This window comes from Candidatus Palauibacter sp. (assembly GCF_965208055.1).
Lineage (GTDB): Bacteria > Gemmatimonadota > Gemmatimonadetes > Palauibacterales > Palauibacteraceae > Palauibacter.
Genome location: NZ_CBDBNY010000004.1, coordinates 891619 through 911492, shown reverse-complemented (window position 1 = coordinate 911492; position 19874 = coordinate 891619). Strand labels below are relative to the sequence as shown.

Below are 19874 nucleotides of genomic sequence, written 5' to 3'. Positions count from 1 at the left end.
GGAGCCCGCGAACGATTTGCCGCCCTCTTCGCCGACGGGAAGCTCCTCGCGGGGTCCATGGCTCTCCTCATCATGCTGGGCTGCGCGAGGGAGATGCCTCCGCCCGGGGCGCGACCCGACGAGATCCCTCCATCCATCGTCCGCATCCGTCCCGCGCCGGATTCGATGGTCGTCGACTTCGACGGCGCGCTCGAAATCCGCTTCAGCGAACCCGTGCGGATACCGAACGGGATTGCGAGGGAGATGTTCGTCAGCCCGATGGAGACGTACGAGTCCGAGGTGGGGTTCGCGGACCTGCGTCTCCGGCCGGAGGACGGGTGGCGGGACAGCGTCGTGTACTGTTTCACGATTCCGACCGATGGGATCAACGACCTCTTGCGCAACGGGATGGAAGTCCCGGTCGAATTCTGCTTTTCCACGGGAGCGGAGATCCTGGACGCGTCGGTCGAAGGGGAAGTGATCGACATACTGACGGGGCAGCCGCTCGAAGAGGCGCGGGTCATCTTCTGGGCGGGCCCGGACTCCGTCCCGTACGGCGCGATCTCCGACAGCATCGGAAGGTTCGTGGCGCGCGGCCTGCCGCCGGGCGAGTACGAAGCCTTCGGGTTCGTCGACCGCAATCGCAACATGATTCCCGATCGCGAACTCGAATCGTATGACAGCGCATCCGTGGCGGCTTCGCCCGACACGCCGACGGAGTTGAGGCTCGTCCTCGTGGCGCCGGACACGACGCCTCCCGTGCTCGCTCGCGGGCTCGTCGTGGGAAGCGAGACCGTGCAGCTCGAGTTCGATGACTATCTCCTCAACCCTCAACCGGAGGAACCCGCCATCACGATTCGCGACTCCGCGACGAACCAAACGCTGGAGATCGTGGCCAGCCTCATCGGTTCGGCCGACGAGGTGACGTTTCCCCTCGACTCGGCGACGCTCGCGGACTCCATCGCGGCGGCGGATTCGGCGGCCGCAGGTGACTCGACGGCGGTCGCCGACTCCGCGGCGGTGGAAGCGCCGAGCCCGGATTCCGCCGGCAGCGCGGCGTCCGACTCCGTCACGGAGGAGGATCCCATTCTTCCGTCGAGGTTCATCACCGTGCGGCTCGCGACGGTGATCGATTCCGGGACCTACCGGGTTTCGGTCACGGGCGCGGTGAACGTGCGTCGTCTCACGGGAGGCGGTGATACGTCCTTCGTGGCTGAGCCGGAGCCGCCGTCCGATGACTCGGCGACGGTCGCCGACTCGGTCGCGGTGGAGGACTCGGCCGCCGTCGAGGGCGATTCCGTGGCGGTGGAGCAGGATACGGTGCCTCCGGCGCCCGACAGTCTCGACGTACCCGGAATCCCGCCGGACACGGCAGGGGCGCCCCCGGACACGGCCGGAGCGCCCCCGGACACCGTCGGGGCGCCCCCGGACACCGTCGGGGCGCCGCCGGACACTCTCGGAGTACCGCCGGACACGGTTCGAAGACGCGCCCCCCGTGGCGCGGGAAGGGCCCGTTCGCCCGGTCTCAGGGCGAAGAGGCGGCGCGAATGACGGACCCGCGCCGCCGGCTCCCTTCCATGGATGCGCTCCTCGGGGCCCCCGAGGTCGCCCCCTGGATCGACCGCTACGGCCGCGAGACGGTGAAGGACTCGCTCCGCCGGGCGCTGGACCGCGCCCGCGCGGACGCGGACCCCGACTCCGAGCGGCGGGGTCCGGACGATCTCCTGCGGGCCGCGGAACGCGATCTGGAGGCGCGATCCCGGCCCTCGCTACGCCGCGTGCTCAACGGAACGGGCGTCGTGCTCCACACCAACCTCGGCCGGGCGCCGCTTGCCGACGTGGCTGGTCGCGCGCAGGCCGAGGCCGCCGGCTACGGGAACGTGGAACTCTCTCTCGCGACGGGCCGGCGCGGCTCGCGGTACGACCACTGCAGCGAGGTCGTCTGTGAACTGACGGGTGCGGGGGCGGCGATCATCGCGAACAACAACGCCGCGGCCGTGGCGCTGGTCGTGAACGAACTGGCGCGGGGCCGCGAAGTGCTCGTGTCCCGCGGGGAACTGGTCGAGATCGGCGGCACGTTCAGGATCCCCGATGTGGTGGGGCGGAGCGGCGGCCGCCTGAGAGAGGTCGGCACGACGAACCGGACGAGAGTCTCCGATTACGCGGCGGCCATCGACGAGTCGACCGGGCTCATTCTGCGGGTCCACCCCTCCAACTACCGGGTCGAGGGCTTCTCGGCGCGCCCCCCTCTCGCCGCATTGGCATCGCTCGCGCGAGAGCGCGGGATCCCGGTCGCTCACGATCTCGGCTCCGGGTTGCTCGATGCCGATCTCCTGCCCGGATTCCCGGAGGGACCCACCGCGCGGGGATCGCTGGCCGCGGGCGTCGACCTTGCGACGTGGAGCGGCGACAAGCTCCTCGGGGGGCCGCAGGCCGGGATCATCGCCGGCGATGCGGCGTTGATCGCGCGTTTGCGCCGGAATCCCCTGCTGCGGGCGTTTCGGGTGGACAAGACGACGCTCGCCGCCCTCGAAGCCACGCTGATGCTGTACCGCGATTCGGATCTCGCCGTCCGGCGCGTGCCGGCATTGCGGATGCTGCGCGAGCCGGCGGAGGCCGTCGAAGCCCGCGCGGCCGCCGCGCGTCCCGAACCTCCGCCGCGAAGCGGGGCGCGCGTGGACGTGATCCGAACCGAGGCAATGGTCGGAGGGGGCGCTTTTCCGGGGTTCGCGATTCCCTCGGCCGGCTGGGCCGTGACGGGGATCGATGTCGAGCGACTCGCGGCGGAGTGCCGCGGCGGCCCCGTCCCGCTCATCGGCCGTATCGAGCGTGCGGCGTTCATCGTCGATGTGCGGACGCTCCCCGGCGAGGAAACCGCCCGGGCGGCGGACGCCCTCGCCTCGGCGCTCGATCGACTCGCCGATGCCGGTCGCCGTGATGTCTGACGCCGTGCGGATCGCGGTCCTCGCGTCGGGGGGCGGTTCCAACTTCCAGGCGCTCGTCGACCGCTTCCAGGGCGCGGAAAACCCGCAGCGCGAGATCGTCGGCGTGATCGCCAGCCGCGAGGGGGCGGGCGTCCTCGAGCGGGCCCACCGGGCCGGGGTGGCATCGGCGGTCTCGCCCGCGGCGGCGACGGGTGACGAGATGGCGGTGTTCCTCCGTCGCACGCTGGACGAGTGGCGAAGCGACATCGTGGTCCTGGCCGGCTACATGAAGCTGGTGCCCGAAACCCTCGTGCGGGCCTGGTGGGGACGGATCCTGAACATCCATCCCGCGCTGCTGCCCTCGTTCGGAGGCCGGGGAATGTACGGAGCCCGCGTGCACCGGGCGGTCATCGAGGCCGGCGTCCGGATCACCGGAGCGACCGTCCATTTCGTCGACGAGGCGTACGACCGGGGTCCGATCCTGTGCCAGTGGCCCGTACCCGTGCTCGCGGGCGATACTCCCGAGTCCGTCGCGGCCCGTGTGCTGACGGTGGAGCACCGACTCCTGCCGGCGGCGGTCGAAGCGCTGGCTTCCGGGGTGGTCCGCCTGGAAGCGGACCGTCGGGTCCATTGGGTTCGCGAGTGGTTCGAGACCGAAACGTTCACCAACCGGGAAGGATGAGTGGGGATGCCGATTGCGCTTGTGAGCGTTTCGGACAAGACGGGAATCGAGGAGTTCTGCGCGGGATTGATCGCCCGGGGCTGGGAGATCGCGTCCACGGGAGGGACGATGCGGGTGCTGCGCGCGGCGGGGCTGGAGGTCCGCGGCGTGTCCGACCTGACCGGCCACCCCGAAATGCTGGGCGGCCGCGTGAAGACACTGCATCCGAGGGTGCACGGGGGGATCCTGGCTCGGCGCGAGGTGGCCGACGACCTGGATCAACTCGCCGCGCACGGGATGGCTCCCATCGATCTCGTGGCCGTGAACCTGTACCCCTTCCGCGAGACGGTCGCCGGCGGGGACGTCACGCTCGGAGAAGCGCTGGAGCAGATCGACATCGGCGGACCGACGATGCTCCGGGCGTCGGCGAAGAACCATCCCTCGGTCTGGTCGGTATGCGATCCGGCCGATTACGGGCGGGTGCTCGATGCCCTCGACGCGGGGGACGTGCCGGAGAGGCCGAAGCTGCGGCGGGAGCTCGCAGCCAAGGTGTTCGGACACACCGCGGCCTACGACGCGGCGATTACTCGCTACCTGACCCGGCCGGACGGAGCGGGGGATTCTCCCGACCTCCCCGCGGGGGAAACCGTCGCCTCGCTCCTGCGCGTGCAGTCGCTCCGCTACGGGGAGAACCCGGACCAGAAGGCCGCCTTCTTCCGCGACGGGTCCAGTCCGCCGCGGGGGATTCCCGCGCTCGCGCAATTGCACGGCCGGGAACTCTCGTTCAACAATATTCTCGACGTCGACGGGGCTCTCACGGCGATCGCGCCCTTCGTGTCCGGGGCGCAGGCCGCCTGTGCGATCCTCAAGCACTCGACGCCCTGCGGCCTCGCCGTCGGCGCATCGCCGCTGGAGGCCTACGAGAAGGCGCTCGCGTGCGATCCCGTCTCGGCGTTCGGCTCGGTCATCGCCTTCACGGACCCGCTCACGGAGGCCGTCGCGGAAGCCCTCTCGCGCAACTTCGTGGAGTGCGTCGTCGCGCCGGGATATTCGGAGGGTGCGCTCCGCCTCCTGCGGGAGAAGAAGAACATCCGGATCCTGCAGCCCGAGGCGGGTGCGGCGCCGGACGCGAACGGCCACCTGGAGGAAGGGGTGGAAGTGCGCGGCGTGCGCGGCGGGGTTCTGCTGCAGGCGGCCCCCCGGCCGGCGCGTGAGGTGAATCGGGAGGCGCACGTGCCGACGGCGCGGGCCCCGAGCGACGCGGAGTGGGACGATCTCGCGTTCGCGTGGTCCGCGGTGCAGAGCGTGAAGTCGAATGCGATCCTGCTCGCGCGGGATGGGGCGTCGATCGGAATCGGCGCTGGACAGATGAGCCGCGTCGATTCGGTCGAGATCTCGATCCGCAAGGCCCGGGCGCAGGGGTTCGACGTGGCGGGCGCCGTCCTCGGCTCCGACGCCTTCTTCCCCTTCCGCGACGGCATCGATGCGGCGGCGGCCGCCGGCGTGACGGCGATCGCGCAGCCGGGCGGTTCGAAGCGCGATGCGGAGGTCATCGAGGCCGCCGACGAGCACGGCATGGCGATGGTTTTCACCGGACGGCGGCTCTTCCGGCACTGAACCCCGCGTCCGCGCCGCCCTTGCCACGTCCTGCAAGGCGAGGGGTTGCGAAACACGCGGCGCGGGAGCGGTTATACTTGAGCAGGGAACGCCGCAGGTGAAGCGGCCGGCGCCCGGCGAGGGCCGGGGGCCGAACGGCAAGGGAGAATCCCCATGGCGAACATTCATATTCCGCCCGGCTGGAGGCTCAGGGAGAGCGAAGCCACGCCGGAGTCGGTGTACCTCGATCGGCGGCAGTTCGTGGCCCGCATGGGCGGGGGAGCGGTCCTCGCCGCCGCCTCGCTCGCCTGCCGGCCCGGCGGCGCGGCGACCCAGCAGCGCGGCCCGCTCGACAACATCCCGGACACTCCCACCGCGGACCTCTATCCCGTGGCCGTGAACGATCCGCGCTTCACGCCCGGCGATCGCCACAAGGAGATTTCGCCGGAGGAGATCGTGGCCACGTACAACAACTTCTACGAGTTCGGCACGGACAAGGATGGCGTGTGGCGCAACGTCGGCCCGTTCGAGGCCCGCCCGTGGGAACTGGAAGTGACGGGTCTCGTAGAGAACCCCGGCGTCTACGACCTCGTGGAACTCGAACGCGCGTTCCCGCTCGAGGAGCGCATCTACCGGCACCGCTGCGTGGAACGGTGGTCCGTGGTCGTCCCGTGGATCGGGTTCCCGCTGGCAAGGCTCCTGGAGCGGGTGCAGCCGCGGAACGACGCGCGCTATGTTGCCTTCGTCACGTTCAACCGTCCCGAACAGGCGTACGGCATGAAGTCGATGACCTGGTGGCCGTGGCCGTACCACGAGGGGCTCCGCATGGACGAGGCGATGAATGAACTGGCCTTCGTCGTGACGGGCATGTACGGCCATCCGCTCCAGAAGCAGAACGGCGCGCCGGTCCGGATCCACCTTCCGTGGAAGTACGGTTACAAGAGCCCCAAGAGCATCGTCCGCATCGAGGTCACCGACCAGCAGCCGGCTACGTTCTGGAATACCTCGACGCCCGCCGAGTACGGCTTCTATTCCAACGTCGACCCCGGCGTACCGCACCCCCGCTGGTCCCAGGCGCAGGAAGAAATCGTCGGTACGGGGCAGCGGGTTCCAACGCTCCCGTTCAACGGATACGGCGAGTGGGTGGGGGAACTCTACGGCGGTCGCGTGACGCCGGCAGGAGACGTGCCGCACGCCCGCTGAGGGTCCGCTGAGGGTCCGGTGGGCGGGGCTCCTTGACCCGCCCGCCGTCCCCGGCTAGAGTCCCGCGGGCTCTGCGGAGGCAGAGTCCGCTCTGAATCGAAATATTTCCCGAAACACATATAGATACGCCCTTGAGACGACGCGCGATCGCAGCGCTCGTGCTTTTCCTTGGGGTCTTGTTCAGCCAGGGTTGCGGCGGCGAATACCCGCAATCCGCACTGCACCCCAGTTCAGACTCCGCCACGCTCCTCGACCAGCTCTTCGATCAGATCTTCTGGTGGGCGGTCGGCGTGTTCGTCGTGGTGGAGGGCATCCTCGTCTACGTGTTCGTGCGTTTTCGGGAGCGGCCGGGCGACGCGCGGCCGAAGCAGGTCCACGGGCACCTTCTCCTCGAAGTGGGCTGGACGCTGGCCCCGGCGCTCATCCTCGTGGCGATCGCGATTCCGAGCATCCGCGCCATCTTCATCATCGACCGGTCGACGCCGGACCCGGAGGCGCTCGTCGTCGAGGTCATCGGCAAGCAGTGGTGGTGGGAATTCCGCTATCCGGAACTCGGTATCGTGACGGCGAACGAGGCTCACGTCCCGCTGGGCCGCACCGTCGACCTGAGGCTCCGTTCCGCGGACGTCATGCACTCCTTCTGGGTGCCGCGCCTGGCCGGAAAGCGGGACCTCGTGCCGGGGACCGAGAACCAGCTCTGGTTCCGGGCGGATTCCGTCGGCGTGTACCACGGGCAATGCGCGGAGTTCTGCGGCACGGCGCACGCGCTCATGGGGATGCGCCTGATCGTGGACGAGCCGGCGGACTTCGAGCGCTGGGCCCGAGCGAACGCGGAGCCCGCCGCGGCGCCCGCCGCCGCGGAGGCGCGGGCCGGGCAGGGCGTGTTCATGGCGAACGCGTGCGTGAGCTGCCACGCGGTGAGAGGGACGCCTGCCGCGGGACAGTTCGGCCCGGACCTCACGCACTTCGCGAGCCGGCTCACGATCGCCTCGGGCGTGCTGGAGAACACCCCCGCGAACCTGACGCGCTGGCTGGATTCCACCCAGCACGTGAAGCCCGGCAACCTGATGCCCGAGGTCCAACTGAGCGACGCGCAGATCCGGCAGCTCGTCGCCTACCTCGGCTCGCTCCGGTAGAGGCATGGCGATGACGGACGCACATCCCACGGGGATCTGGAGCTGGCTGACGACGGTCGACCACAAGCGGATCGCGATCCTCTACTTCGTGGTCGGGTTCGCCTTTCTGCTCATCGCGGGCGTCGAGGGACAGCTCATCCGGCTCCAGCTCGCCGCCCCCGAGCGCAGCTTCCTCGATCCGGACCTCTACAACCAGTTGTTCACGATGCACGGCACGACGATGGTGTTCTTCGCCGGCATGCCGCTCGTCGTCGCCTTCTTCAACTTCGTCGTGCCCCTGCAGATCGGGGCGCGCGACGTCGCCTTCCCCCGCCTGAACGCGTTCTCCTTCTGGGTCTTCCTCTTCGGCGGCCTCTTCCTGTACGCGAGCGTCCCCCTCCGGATGATGCCCGACGGGGGCTGGTTCGCGTACATGCCGCTGACGAACCCCGAGTACTCCCCGGGCCTCGGCATCGATTTCTACGTGCTCGCGCTTCTGATTTCCGGCGTGGGGTCGATCGCGGGCGGACTGAACTTCCTCGTCACGATCCTCAACATGCGGGCACCGGGGATGACGTTCATGAGGATGCCGCTCTTCACCTGGATGGCGCTCATCGTCTCCGCGCTCATCCTGCTTGCCTTCCCGCCCTTCACGGTCGGGCTGATCTTCATGCTCTTCGACCGCCGTTTCGGCACGCACTTCTTCGACGCGGCGGCGGGCGCGGACCCCGTCCTCTGGCAGCACCTGTTCTGGGTCTTCGGCCATCCGGAGGTCTACATCCTCATCCTGCCGGCCTTCGGCATCGTCTCCGACGTGATCCCGACGTTCTCGCGGAAGATCCTGTTCGGGTATCCGGTCGTCGTCTTCTCGGGCGTCCTCATCGCCTTCCTCGGCTTCGGCGTGTGGGTCCACCACATGTTCTCGGTCGGACTCGGGCCCGTGGTGAACGCGGTCTTCGGCGGGGCGACGATGCTCATCGCGATTCCGACCGGGATCAAGATCTTCAACTGGATCGCGACGATGTGGGGGGGACGGTTACGCTTCCGAACGGCGATGCTCTTTGCGGTCGGCCTCGTGGCGACGTTCACGATCGGCGGCCTGAGCGGCGTCATGCACAGTTCGCCGCCGGCGGACCTGCAGCAGACGGACACGTACTTCGTGGTCGCGCACTTCCACTACGTGCTCATCGGCGGGACGGTCTTCGGCCTCTTCTGCGGCTTCTACCACTGGTTCCCGAAGGCGACCGGACGGATGCTGCACGAGGGTCTCGGGAAGGCCCATTTCTGGCTCGCCTTCCTCGCCCTCAACGTGACCTTCTTCCCGATGCACTTCGCGGGACTCCTGGGGATGCCGAGGCGGACCTACACGTACGCGGAGGGACTGGGTCTGGATGTGTTCAACCTGATCTCGACCATCGGGGCCTTCATCTTCACGCTCTCCTTCGTGCCGCTCGTCTGGAACCTGTGGCGCACGTGGCGGCGCGGAGAGGCGGCCGGACACAACCCGTGGGACGCGTCGACGCTCGAATGGACGACGGCCTCGCCGCCGCCGCACTACAACTTCGCGGAGATCCCGACCGTCGACCGCCGGGATCCGCTCTGGCATCCGTACGTCGCACCGGAAGCGCGCGGGGAGGGGGATGAACCCGGGGGCGCGGTGCCGCGCCGGCAGCCTGACGAGCCGCCGGCGCCGGTGGTCATGCCGAACCCGTCGTACTGGCCGCTCGTGCTCGCCGTGGGGATGCTCCTCATGACGATCGGCGCGCTCGGGTCGCTCGGGCTGACGCTCTTCGGCCTGCTCGTGACGGCGGTGGGTCTCTTCGCGTGGGCCTTCGAGCCCCCGTTCGGGGAGGAGGCGCACTGATGGAGGGGCCGACCTCGACCGGAATCCCGAACCGCAAGCTCGCGATGTGGACCTTCATCGGATCGGAGTGCATGCTCTTCGGCACCCTGATCGCCACGTACATGATCTATCGCGGCCGGAACCTCGTGCCGCCCTATCCGCACGACCTCCTGAACATCCCGTTCATCACCGTCACGACCTTCGTGCTCCTGATGAGCAGCCTCATGATGGTACTCGCGCTCGCGGCGGTGCAGAGGAACGATCTGCGGGCGACGAAGCTGTGGCTCGCCCTGACGGCGCTGTTCGGCCTGATCTTCCTCGGCGGCCAGTACTACGAGTTCAACCACTTCGTGCACGAGGGGCTGCCGCTGTCGAGGAACCTGTTCTCGTCGACCTTCTTCGTCCTGACGGGAACGCACGGCGCCCACGTCGCCGGAGGCGTGATCTGGCTGAGCACGCTCTTCGTGAGGACGATGAACGGGAAGCTCGACGCCCGCCATGCGGAGACGGTGGAGATCGCCGGTCTCTACTGGCACTTCGTGGACGTCGTGTGGATTATCCTCTTCACCCTCATCTACCTGCTGGTGTGAGGCACACGTGAGCCGCCACTCCGCCGAGTCGCACCCGAGTACGCGCCTCTACGTCTCCATCGCGGTCATCCTCGCCGCGTTGACGGCGCTCGAGGTGATGGTGTTCTACATCGAGGCGCTCGCGCCGGTGCTCATCCCGATTCTGCTCGTGATGATGGCGGCGAAGTTCGCGCTCGTCGCGATGTTCTTCATGCACCTGAAGTCCGACGGCCCGGTCCTCACCGCCATCTTCGCCTGGGGGACCTTCATCGCCACCGCCATCGTCGTCGGGCTGATGGCGATCTTCGGCAAGTTCGGGGCCTAGCAGCCCGTGGTAAAAACCCCGCTGCGTTCGAGCGACGCTGCATCTCGCCTGAAACGCTGCGCTCTGCGTCGCTCCTCGGTCAAATAGCGCTGCTATTCTCCCTCGTCGCTCCTTGTCAGGCGAGCGCTTCACCGCTCTCGGCGCTGACGCGGGGTTTCGCCACGGACTGCTTAGTGTCGGGCCCTCAGCGGGCCGGGGTCGCGGAGAGCGCGTAGAGGAAGAGGTTCACGCCCATCCTGATCGCGGACTCCCGTACCTGGGGCGCGTCCCCGTGCACGCCTTCGTCCTCCCATCCGTCCCCGAGGTCGGACTCGAAGCTGTAGTAGACCGCGAGGCGGCCATCGAGGAAGATACCGAACCCCTGTGCGGGGTTCCCGTCGTGTTCGTGAATCTTGGGCAGGCCGTCCGGCATCTCGTAGAAGATCCGGTAGACGCTGTGTGCGAGCGGCACTTCGGCGAGGGGAAGTTCCGGAAAGAGACGGGCGATCTCCCGGCGGAAGGATTCGTCCAGGCCGTAGTTGTCGTCCACGTGCAGGAAGCCGCCCCCGTACAGGTAGGCGCGCAGGCGTTCGATCTCCAGTGTACTGAAGGACATGTTCCCGTGTCCCGTCGCGTACAGGTACGGATGGTCGGCGAGGTCCGGATCCGCCGCGCCCACCTCCGCGGGCCGGTCGGCCACCGGGATTCCGGTCCGGGACCGGATCTGCTCCAGGAGGTTGTCGAGGCTCGAGGGGTTCGCGTACCAGTCGCCCCCGCCGTCGTACCGCAGGCGTGCGATCGTCGGCGGCTCCGCCCGCTGCGACCCGCCCGGCGGCTGGCCGGCGAGGCTCGGACAGGATCCGAGCGCGGCCAGCGCGGCGGCGGCCACCGTGACGAAGCCGAGGACCATCTGCGGCGTGCGGTCGCCGCGCCTCTGCTTGGCGCGGCAGTGCGGACAGGTCCGCGTCGCGTCCGGTACGCTGCACCGGCAGCGTGGGCACGGCTTCACTGCCCTTTGCCTGGGTTCATCGTGGCGCCTCGGTCGCAGGGCGCGGCGCCTCGGCCGCGCGGTGTCTCCCCGTAGATTATCGGTTCGCGCGCCTCGGGGCGAAGGCTTAGGATGTGCCGCGCGACGGGCCACTTCCCGGCCTGCCGGACCACGAGGACCTGGACGATGCGTCGATACTCGGCCTACGACCCCCCTGAGTACGTTTCCTGGCAGCCGGACCCCGAACTCCTGGAGGAGTACAGGTCGCGCATCCGGGCGGACGCCGCCCGCGAGCGGGAGATCGCCGCGCTGCCTCCCGAGGCGCACCTCGCGCTGTATCGGGGCCTCCTCCGTTTCCGCCTCAGCGACATCGCCCTCACGAGGTGGGTGAAACAGGGCGTGATCTCGAAGGCGTGGCTCGGGACCGGCGAGGAAGCGGTGACCGTGGGGGCGGTGAACGCGCTCGACCGCCGCGGCTCCGATGGGGATATCGTGGGTCCCATGATCCGCAACCAGGGCGCGAACCACGAGATGGGCATGCCGATGGCGGAGGTGTTTCGCACCTACCTCGGGACGGCGGACGCCCCGGCCGGGGGGCGGGACCTGCACTTGGGAGATCTGCGCTACGGCGTGTGTCCGCCGGTCAGCATGGTCGCCACGCTGTCGACCGTCATGAACGGGTTTGCGCTCGCCTTCCGGATCCGCGGCGAGCCCCGGGTGGCGCTGACCTGGGTCGGGGACGGGGCGACGAAACACGGCGAGGCGCACGAGGCGTTCGCCTTCGCGGCGTCGCTCGGGCTGCCGATCGTCTTCATCATCCAGAACAACCAGGTGGCGCTGGGGACGCGGCTGGACCAGCACCACGTGCCGCCCGACTTCTCGGACTGGGGCGCGGCGTACGGGATTCCCTCCGTATCGGTGGACGGGAACCACGTGCTCGAGGTCTATGCGGCCACGCGGGTGGCCGCCGAACGCTGCCGGAAGGGGAAGGGCCCGCAACTCATCGAGGCGCGCACCTTCCGCATGGGAGGCCACGCGACGCACGATGTGCGCGAGGCCCGGGCCACTTTTTCGCGCGAATTGTTCCGGTACTGGGGGCGGCGCGACCCGATCGGGCTATATGAGGAGTACCTGGCGGGGATCGAGCTCGGAGTCGCCGGCGCCGGCGACCTGCGAGAGCGGAACCTCCGGAAGCTCGCAGCGGTGGAGCGCGAAGTGGAGGCGGAGATCGAGCAGGCTGCGGGCGAGGCCCTGGCGAGCCGTGAGAAGGCGGCCCCCCGCGGCGACACGGTGACGCTCGGCGTGTACGGCGAGGTGTCGGCATGACGGGCGCCGGCGCCCGCCCGCGGCGGTCGGGCTCGATCGATGGCGCGTCCTGGACGTTGTACGACGCCGCCCGGGCGCCGTCCGGCCTCGGTCTCGGCTACTTCGTGTGCGACGACCCGGAGTGCGCGGACCGGCGGACGGCGCTTCCGGCGGGATCGGCTCTCCCGGATCTCGATGACGAGGCCTTCCGCGCGTTGTGGGAGGCGGGACGAGAGCTCACGGGGACCGAGCGCCGGGTCAGCGACGGCACGGGAGCGATCTGGCTCGCCCAGAGCATGGGACCGGTGTGGGCGGAGGGGGGGAGCGCGGCGGATACCGTCGGCCTCCGCCTGCGCTGCATCACCGACGAACGCCCCGTGGTGGAACTGAACGGCGCCACGCTCTCCGAGATGTCGGACGCGGAACTCATCGCGCGAATCGGCGCCCCCCAGGGACCCGAAGGAGTCGCGCCATCCTCCGACTGACGTTTCTCGGAACGGCTTCCTCGCGGCCGACGGTGTCGCGGAACGTTTCGTCGCTCGCCCTGAAGCGCGAGGGGCGGTTGTTTCTCCTTGACTGCGGCGAGGGGACACAGCGGCAGATGATGCGGTACGGGGTGGGATTTTCCCTCGACGATATCCTCATCACGCACCTCCACTCCGACCACTACCTCGGGCTGGCGGGTCTGCTCCGCACCATGAGCCTCCAGGGCCGCGACGGGTCGCTCCGGATCTGGGCGCCCCACGGCACGGGCGAGACGCTCCGCGCGCTCCGGGATCTGGGAGGGGACCGACTGGCGTTCGACGCGACGGTGCATGAACTCCGGGCGGGCGAGGCGGTCGAAGGGGACGGTTTTCGGGTGGAGGCGTTCGCGACCGAGCATACGCGGCGTTCACTCGGATACGCCCTCATCGAGGATGCGCGTCCCGGGAGGTTCGATGTGGCGGCCGCACGCGAACTGGGCGTCCCGGAAGGTCCGCTCTTCGGCCGCCTCCATCGCAGGGAGAGCGTGGAACTGGAAGGCGGCCGGCGCGTCGACCCCGCGGATCTCGTGGGTCCCCCGCGGCCGGGCAGGAAGGTCGTGTACACGGGGGACACGCGCCCCTGTCCGGAGACGGTCCGAATCTCGCGCGACGCGGACATTCTCGTGCACGAGGCGACGTTCACGGAGGAGGAACGGGGTCGGGCGCGGGAGACCGGCCACTCCACCGCCGCCGGCGCGGCCGGGGTCGCGCGCGAGGCGGGGGTGCGGCGGCTCGTTTTGACGCACATCAGCGCCCGATACGCCGAGCGGCCGGCACAACTGCTGGAGGAGGCGCGCGCGGTCTTCCCCCGCGCGGAACTCGCGCGTGACGGCTGGTCCACCGAGGTCACCTTTGATGACGCGGACGCCGGAGATCCGGACCCTTGATCCGCGTGCGCGTACCGGGGGACAAGTCGATCTCCCACCGCGCCGCGCTCCTCGCGCCGCTCGCCTCATCGGCGTCCGTCGTGCGCGGCCTGTCGGACGGCGTCGATGTGCGGGCGAGCGTGCAAGCGATGCAGCGACTCGGCGCCGCGGTCGAGTGTGAGGAGGACGAGTCCGGTCTCACGATCCGCTGCGCGGGCGGGGGGCTGAACGTCGCCTCGGCTCCGCGGCTCGACTGCGGGAACAGCGGGACGACCGCGCGCCTCCTTGCCGGGATCCTGGCGGGTTCCGGCATCCCCGCGGTCCTGGATGGAGACCCGTCGCTTCGCAGCCGACCCATGCGCCGCGTCATCTATCCGCTGCAGGCCATGGGGGCGCGCATCGAGTACGACGGGGAGCCGGACCGGCTTCCCGTGCGGCTCCGCGGGCGAGCCACGGGGACACTGAGGAGCCTGCGCCACCGCGGCAGGGTCGCCAGCGCCCAGGTCAAGTCGGCGGTGCTCCTCGCGGGCGTGTTGGCCCGCGTGCGGGTCGAAGTCAGCGAGCCCGCCCTCTCACGGGACCATACCGAGCGCATGCTGGCCGAGATGGGGGTGCCGCTCACCTTCGATCCCGGGCGGACCGGGGCGGGGGACGTGAGTTTCGACCCGGCCGATTGGGAAGGCGCACTCGATGGGCTCCGCATGACCGTGCCCGGCGACCCCTCCTCGGCCGCCTTCCTGATCGGGGCGTCGCTCCTCGGCGGCCGAACGGTGAGGGTGGAGGCCGTGGCGGCCAATCCCGGGCGCACCGGCTTTCTCTCCGTGCTCGAGGAGATGGGGGCCGGCGTGGACCGCGACCCGGCGCCGGCCCCGGGCGGGGAACCGCGGGAGACGTGGACGGTCCATCCGCCGGATGGCCTGCGGGCGTTCTCGATCGGCGGCGATCTGATCCCGCGGGTGATCGACGAGATTCCGCTTCTCGCCATCCTCGCCGTCCGGGCGCGGGGTCGTTCCGAGATTCGCGATGCCGCCGAACTGCGCGTGAAGGAGAGCGATCGCCTTGCCGTGCTGGCGCGCACGCTCGAGAAGCTCGGTGTCGTCGTGGAGGAGACGCCCGACGGCCTCGCGATCCAGGGTCGTGCCGGACGGTTGAGCGGCGACGTCGAGACGCGCGGCGACCACCGGATCGCCATGGCGTTCGGGGTTCTGGACGCGGCGGGAGACGCCGACCTGCGGATCGACGACCGCGCGTGCGCCGACGTCTCGTATCCGGATTTCTGGGAGGCGCTGGAGCCCTTCCGCCGCGGCTCCCGACGAGGGCGTTCTTCGTCGGCGGGACGAGTGATCGCGGTGGACGGCCCGGCCGCTTCCGGCAAGAGCAGCACGGCCCGGAGCGTGGCCCGGCGACTCGGCTTCGTGCACGTGAACTCCGGGCTGCTCTACCGGGCGATCACCTGGTGGGCCCTCGACAGGGGCATCGCGGCCGACGAGCCGTCCATCGAGGCCGCAGTGCCCGGGCTGGACCTCGCTCTCGTCCCCGGACGCGACGGATTCGATGTATCCGTCGCGGGGGCCCGGCCCGGCACGGCCCTCGAATCGTCCGAGGTGACGGCGCGGGTGTCCGCCGTTTCCACGCTTCCCGCGGTTCGGGAGGTCGTGCTGGAGCGGCTGCGCCGGGCGGGCCGCCACCACGAGGTCGTCTGCGACGGACGCGACATCGGCACCGCCGTCTTCCCCGACGCGGATCTGAAGATCTTCCTCGTCGCGGAAGCGGGCGAGAGAGCCCGTCGTCGACTGCGCCAGCGCGCCGTTTCCTTCACGGAGGGCGACGTCGAGCGCGAGACCCGGCGTCTCGAGGCGCGCGACCGGCTGGATCGCTCGCGCCCGCTGTCCCCGCTGCGGCGAGCCCCCGACGCGATCGAGATCGACACGACCGCCATGCCCCCGGACGATGTCGTGGATGCGATCCTTGATCTTGCGGCCGCCGCGTTCCGTTGACGCTTCCGCAGCTTGAATCTAAGTTAGCGTACTGTTCGAGGATCGTGGCGGAAAAAGTGGCGCTTCGCCGCGAATCCTGTGGAGACCCGACACCAGGGATCGGCCGGCGGCTGGGCGGAGGCGGTGAAGCTCGGTTGAGGTCGATTCTTTTTTGCCACGAGGCCCGGCGGGACGCACCGTTGGCCCCGCGCGGGAGCTTGATTCCCTATGCCCGACGATACCAACCCTCAGACCGACGCCCCCGAGACCACCGACGCGCCGCCGGAAGTCGACGACGCCGTTCAGGAAGACGCGGAGGTCGCGGTCGCGATCCCGGCCGCCTTCGAGCCCAGCGCCATCGACCTGGATCTCGACGCGGACCCTCGGGATGACTCCCAGCACGACCAGGCGGAGTACGCCGAACTCTACGCGCTCTACGAGGACACCCTAAGCCGCATCACGGAAGGCGAGATCGTCTCCGCGCAGGTCATCGGAAAGACGGAGACGGACATCATCCTCGATGTCGGCTTCAAGTCCGAAGGGGCCGTCCCGCTCGACGAGTTCGCGGATCCGGACGAAGTGCAGATGGGCGATTCCGTCGACGTCCTCCTCGAGAGCCTCGAGGATGAGGAAGGCGTCGTCGTCCTGTCGAAGAAGAAGGCGGATTTCCTCCGCGTCTGGGAGAAGATCAAGGACGCCTTCGACAACAACCGCCCGGTGCAGGGGCGCATCAAGCGGAAGATCAAGGGTGGCGTCACCGTCGACCTCATGGGGGTCGACGCGTTCCTTCCGGGATCCCAGATCGCACTCCGCCGCGTGCCCAACGTCGACGATCTTCTCGGCGACGAGTACGACTTCAAGATCCTCAAGCTCAACAAGCGCCGCCGGAACATCGTGGTGAGCCGCCGCGTTCTGCTCGAGGAGGAACGGGCGGGGAAGCGCGAAGAACTCAAGAAGGAGCTGTCGGTCGGCGACGTGCGCGCGGGAATCGTCAAGAACATCACCGACTTCGGCGCCTTCATCGACCTCGGCGGGATGGACGGCCTCCTCCACATCACCGACATGTCCTGGGGGCGCATCGGCCATCCCTCGGAAGTCTGCGAGATCGGCCAGACGCTCGAGATCAAGATCCTCGACATCGACTGGGACCGCGAGAGAATCTCGCTCGGCCTCAAGCAGCTTCAGGAGTACCCCTGGAAGAACGTGGCCGAGAAATACCCGGTCGGGACACGCGTGCTGGGCCGGGTCGTCTCGATCACGAACTACGGCGCCTTCGTCGAACTCGAGCGCGGCATCGAGGGTCTCGTCCACATCTCCGAGATGTCATGGACCCGCAACGTCCGCCATCCCTCCCAGCTGGTCGGCATCAACGACAAGGTCGAATGCGTCGTCCTGCGCGTCGATGAGGAGGCGCAGAAGATCTCGCTCGGCATGAAGCAGGTGGAGGAGGACCCGTGGCTGGCCCTCCCGGCGCAGTACCCGCCGGGGACGAAGATCCGCGGGCTGGTCCGCAACCTCACGTCCTTCGGCGCCTTCGTGGAGGTCGAGGCGGGAATCGACGGTCTCGTCCATATCTCCGACATGAGCTGGACACGGCGGGTGCAGCATCCGGCCGAGGTGCTCCGCAAGGGGGAGGAGGTCGATGTCGTCGTGCTCTCGATCGATCCCGACCAGAAGCGGATCTCCCTCGGTTTGAAGCAGGTGCAGGAAGATCCGTGGTATCAGCTCGCGCAGGCCTACCAGCCGGGTCGGGAAGTGGCGGGCTCGATCACGCGGCTGCTCGAGAAGGGCGTCGTCGTGGACCTCGGGAGCGACCTCGAAGGGTTCGTGCCGATTTCGCAACTCGGCGTGGAGGCGACGATCGACGAGCCTTCCGACCACTTCGACGAGGGGCATCGGCTCGAACTGCGCGTACTTGAGACCGATCCCATCAACCGCCGCATCGTTCTCGCCGTCGTCGACGCGCCGGATGTCCCGTACGACGCCGAGGAAGTAGAGTACGAGAACATGGCGGCGTCGAAGTCCGGCGCCGCGGCGGACGACACGGACGAGGGGGAGCAGTCCGATTCCGGTGGTGAGGCAGGGGAGTAGCCCCTTCCAGGAGCGGCGAAGCGCAGCGCGGAGGCGTCTGGCCCTCGGCTGCAGCGCCGTGCTGGTCGCGGTCGCGGGTTGTGCGCTCATGGCCGGCAACCCACCCATCGAGGCGGCCACGCCCAGCACCGTCGATACGGAAGGAGCGTCGGCCGCGCTCCGGGTCGCCGAGTCCGACTTCGAGCAGGGGCGCTTCGCCGCGGCGGCGGCGCGCGGGGATTCGCTGAACGCCGCCTGGCGCGACACGGAACCCCTCCGGGCCCTCGCGGATCGCGCCCTTTCCGTGGCCGGCCGGGCACTGGAGGCGCAGGGGCTCCCGGGCGCCGCGGCGGACCGTTATGGCAGGCTCCTCGCCCGCGCGCCTGCCGACCCCGTGCGGACGGCCACTCTGGAGCGACTCGTCCGGGTCCTCTCGGACACGGGCCGCGAGCCCGAGGCGGTCGCCGCGATCCTCGCCGCGCCCGGGGGGATGGAGACCGTCGGCGCGGAGAATCTGCGCCGATTGGCCGCCGCCCTCACCGTACGCGAATTGCGCCCGTTGGCGGAGAACTTCCCGCCCGAGACCGCTGCGGCCGCGATCGTTCACGCGCAACTCGTCCGCCTTCTCATCGTCGAGCAGGAGGGAGATGAGGCGAGGCGCCTGGCCGCTCGCATCCTGGACGGACAACCCGCCGAACCCGAACGGGTCACGGCGGAGCTGATCGCGGGGGCGGAAACGGATCTCGGCAGCGGCAGCGCGCGCATCGGCGCGATCCTGCCGCTCACCGGCGATCTCGCGGAGGTGGGACAGGTGCTGCGCGAGGGGATCGAACTCGCGGTCGAGCGATACCGCGGCGAGGGCCCGGCCGACTTCGAGGTCGAACTCATCTTCGTCGATGACGCATCGGACCCGGAGAACACGGCGGGCCTCGTGCGGGCGCTCGAGGGACGGGACGTGATCGCGATCGTAGGTCCTCTTCGCTCCGAGTCCTTCGCGGCGGCTTCCCGGGCCCGACGGAATCCGAGACTGCCGATCATCAGCCCGACGGCGACGGATGTGCTGAGGCCCGCGTCGGCGACTTACACCCTCTACGACGCGGATACGCGCGTCTCGGACGTTGCGGAGGAACTGGCGCGCTGGACGCTGGAGGAACTGCGGCTCCGGAGGGTCGCCGTTCTGGAGCCGAACGGGGTCGGACTTGGAGGCGCCGTGAACGCGTTCACGCGCACCATTCAGGAGAACGGCGGCCTGCTCGTGGGGCACGAGCGCTACGACCCCGGGCTCACGACCTTCCAGGGACCCATCGAAGCCGTCGCGGCCTCGGAGCCGGACATCGTCTTCGCGCCGGCGGCGTCCGCGTCCGGTGTCCTCGGCGTCGCACCTCAGCTCTTCTATTACGGACTGTACAACGTGATCGTGCTGGGGAGCGAGGCCTGGGCCGACCCGGCGGCGCTGCGTCGTCTCGAGCGCTTCGCGACGGATCATCGCGTGATCGGTCTTGCGACGGACCGCATCAGCCCGGGCACGCCGTGGCGGCGATTTGTCGCGGATTATGAGAGGCGATACCGAAAGACATTGCGGGACAACATTATGCCGGCGCTGGCACACGATGCGACGCTCCTCGTGCTCTCCGCCCTCGACGGCGCGCAACTGCCGATCCCGGCCGCGCTCGCGGCGTACCTGGAGTCGGGGCCGGAAGTCGAGGGCGTGACGGGCCGCCTGCGTCCCGAAGCCGGGCGATCCGTCGTGCGGCGCTCCACGGAGATCCGCATGCTGGTGGACGGTTCGCTCGTGGAGGCGGACAGGGAGGAACTGCTTACCTGGCTGGCGGAGGTGCGCGCCGCGCCGTCTCCTTTCGCGCCGCGCGACTCGGTGCGCGTGGACACCTTGCGCGCGGACACGCGGCCCCGTGTGCGAACGATGGGCATCCGGTGAGCACCCTGTGAGCAT

16 protein-coding genes are annotated in these 19874 nt (G+C 69.4%); 15 read left to right on the top strand and 1 reads right to left on the bottom strand.

The window, feature by feature from the left end; all coding sequences use genetic code 11:
* Nucleotides 1-57: 57 nt before the first annotated feature.
* From ACOGXI_RS04315 to ACOGXI_RS04275, 9 genes are all read left to right on the top strand, one after another.
* Nucleotides 58-1530 (top strand): Ig-like domain-containing protein, encoded by a 1473-nt coding sequence (locus tag ACOGXI_RS04315; RefSeq protein WP_419937650.1) that lies wholly within the window; start codon nucleotides 58-60, stop codon nucleotides 1528-1530.
* Nucleotides 1527-2924, top strand: coding sequence for an L-seryl-tRNA(Sec) selenium transferase (gene selA / locus ACOGXI_RS04310; protein WP_419937649.1), 1398 nt, complete (start codon nucleotides 1527-1529; stop codon nucleotides 2922-2924). The genes ACOGXI_RS04315 and selA overlap by 4 nt, the downstream gene beginning before the upstream one ends.
* Nucleotides 2917-3585 (top strand): phosphoribosylglycinamide formyltransferase, encoded by a 669-nt coding sequence (gene purN, locus ACOGXI_RS04305; RefSeq protein WP_419937648.1) that lies wholly within the window; start codon nucleotides 2917-2919, stop codon nucleotides 3583-3585. Before selA ends, purN begins: the two co-directional genes overlap by 8 nt.
* A 6-nt stretch (nucleotides 3586-3591) precedes the next feature.
* The gene (gene purH, locus ACOGXI_RS04300) at nucleotides 3592-5181 is read left to right on the top strand and encodes a bifunctional phosphoribosylaminoimidazolecarboxamide formyltransferase/IMP cyclohydrolase (protein WP_419937647.1); all 1590 of its coding nucleotides are present in this window, start codon (nucleotides 3592-3594) and stop codon (nucleotides 5179-5181) included.
* 153 nt (nucleotides 5182-5334) lie between these two features.
* Nucleotides 5335-6363, top strand: a complete 1029-nt coding sequence (gene msrP / locus ACOGXI_RS04295) for a protein-methionine-sulfoxide reductase catalytic subunit MsrP (protein WP_419937646.1) — start codon at nucleotides 5335-5337, stop codon at nucleotides 6361-6363.
* Between the two features lie 131 nt (nucleotides 6364-6494).
* The gene (gene coxB / locus ACOGXI_RS04290; protein WP_419937645.1) at nucleotides 6495-7499 is read left to right on the top strand and encodes a cytochrome c oxidase subunit II; all 1005 of its coding nucleotides are present in this window, start codon (nucleotides 6495-6497) and stop codon (nucleotides 7497-7499) included.
* A 10-nt stretch (nucleotides 7500-7509) separates the two neighbouring features.
* Complete coding sequence (ctaD, locus tag ACOGXI_RS04285) at nucleotides 7510-9342, top strand: cytochrome c oxidase subunit I (protein WP_419937644.1); 1833 nt, start codon at nucleotides 7510-7512, stop codon at nucleotides 9340-9342.
* The gene (locus ACOGXI_RS04280) at nucleotides 9342-9911 is read left to right on the top strand and encodes a cytochrome c oxidase subunit 3 (protein ID WP_419937643.1); all 570 of its coding nucleotides are present in this window, start codon (nucleotides 9342-9344) and stop codon (nucleotides 9909-9911) included. Before ctaD ends, ACOGXI_RS04280 begins: the two co-directional genes overlap by 1 nt.
* Before the next feature lie 7 nt (nucleotides 9912-9918).
* Nucleotides 9919-10215, top strand: a complete 297-nt coding sequence (locus tag ACOGXI_RS04275) for a cytochrome C oxidase subunit IV family protein (RefSeq protein WP_419937642.1) — start codon at nucleotides 9919-9921, stop codon at nucleotides 10213-10215.
* 184 nt (nucleotides 10216-10399) lie between these two features.
* On the opposite strand, the gene ACOGXI_RS04270 is transcribed toward ACOGXI_RS04275, so the two are convergent.
* A complete protein-coding gene (locus ACOGXI_RS04270; protein WP_419937641.1) occupies nucleotides 10400-11203 on the bottom strand; it encodes a DUF4159 domain-containing protein in 804 nt (267 codons plus the stop codon).
* 165 nt (nucleotides 11204-11368) lie between these two features.
* Here ACOGXI_RS04270 and ACOGXI_RS04265 point away from each other — a divergent pair, with 165 nt between their 5' ends.
* The 6 genes from ACOGXI_RS04265 (at nucleotide 11369) to ACOGXI_RS04240 (ending at nucleotide 19859) form a co-directional block, all read left to right on the top strand.
* Nucleotides 11369-12508, top strand: coding sequence for a thiamine pyrophosphate-dependent dehydrogenase E1 component subunit alpha (locus tag ACOGXI_RS04265; protein ID WP_419937640.1), 1140 nt, complete (start codon nucleotides 11369-11371; stop codon nucleotides 12506-12508).
* Complete coding sequence (locus ACOGXI_RS04260; RefSeq protein ID WP_419937639.1) at nucleotides 12505-12972, top strand: hypothetical protein; 468 nt, start codon at nucleotides 12505-12507, stop codon at nucleotides 12970-12972. The genes ACOGXI_RS04265 and ACOGXI_RS04260 overlap by 4 nt, the downstream gene beginning before the upstream one ends.
* Entirely contained in the window at nucleotides 12960-13898 is a 939-nt protein-coding gene (gene rnz, locus ACOGXI_RS04255) for a ribonuclease Z (protein WP_419940157.1), read from the top strand. Before ACOGXI_RS04260 ends, rnz begins: the two co-directional genes overlap by 13 nt.
* Before the next feature lie 5 nt (nucleotides 13899-13903).
* Nucleotides 13904-15874 (top strand): 3-phosphoshikimate 1-carboxyvinyltransferase, encoded by a 1971-nt coding sequence (aroA, locus tag ACOGXI_RS04250; RefSeq protein ID WP_419940156.1) that lies wholly within the window; start codon nucleotides 13904-13906, stop codon nucleotides 15872-15874.
* A 207-nt stretch (nucleotides 15875-16081) separates the two neighbouring features.
* Nucleotides 16082-17944: a 30S ribosomal protein S1 gene (locus tag ACOGXI_RS04245; RefSeq protein ID WP_419937638.1), complete on the top strand. Its 1863-nt coding sequence runs from the start codon at nucleotides 16082-16084 to the stop codon at nucleotides 17942-17944.
* The gene (locus ACOGXI_RS04240; protein ID WP_419937637.1) at nucleotides 17928-19859 is read left to right on the top strand and encodes an ABC transporter substrate-binding protein; all 1932 of its coding nucleotides are present in this window, start codon (nucleotides 17928-17930) and stop codon (nucleotides 19857-19859) included. Before ACOGXI_RS04245 ends, ACOGXI_RS04240 begins: the two co-directional genes overlap by 17 nt.
* Nucleotides 19860-19874 lie beyond the last annotated feature (15 nt).

Bases quoted from the DNA above. Each gene is read 5' to 3' on its own strand.
- ACOGXI_RS04315 (WP_419937650.1), top strand. From the start codon at position 58: ATGGCTCTCCTCATCATGCTGGGCTGCGCGAGGGAGATGCCTCCGCCC.
- selA (WP_419937649.1), top strand. From the start codon at position 1,527: ATGACGGACCCGCGCCGCCGGCTCCCTTCCATGGATGCGCTCCTCGGG.
- purN (WP_419937648.1), top strand. From the start codon at position 2,917: ATGTCTGACGCCGTGCGGATCGCGGTCCTCGCGTCGGGGGGCGGTTCC.
- purH (WP_419937647.1), top strand. From the start codon at position 3,592: ATGCCGATTGCGCTTGTGAGCGTTTCGGACAAGACGGGAATCGAGGAG.
- msrP (WP_419937646.1), top strand. From the start codon at position 5,335: ATGGCGAACATTCATATTCCGCCCGGCTGGAGGCTCAGGGAGAGCGAA.
- ctaD (WP_419937644.1), top strand. From the start codon at position 7,510: ATGACGGACGCACATCCCACGGGGATCTGGAGCTGGCTGACGACGGTC.
- ACOGXI_RS04280 (WP_419937643.1), top strand. From the start codon at position 9,342: ATGGAGGGGCCGACCTCGACCGGAATCCCGAACCGCAAGCTCGCGATG.
- ACOGXI_RS04265 (WP_419937640.1), top strand. From the start codon at position 11,369: ATGCGTCGATACTCGGCCTACGACCCCCCTGAGTACGTTTCCTGGCAG.
- ACOGXI_RS04260 (WP_419937639.1), top strand. From the start codon at position 12,505: ATGACGGGCGCCGGCGCCCGCCCGCGGCGGTCGGGCTCGATCGATGGC.
- ACOGXI_RS04245 (WP_419937638.1), top strand. From the start codon at position 16,082: ATGCCCGACGATACCAACCCTCAGACCGACGCCCCCGAGACCACCGAC.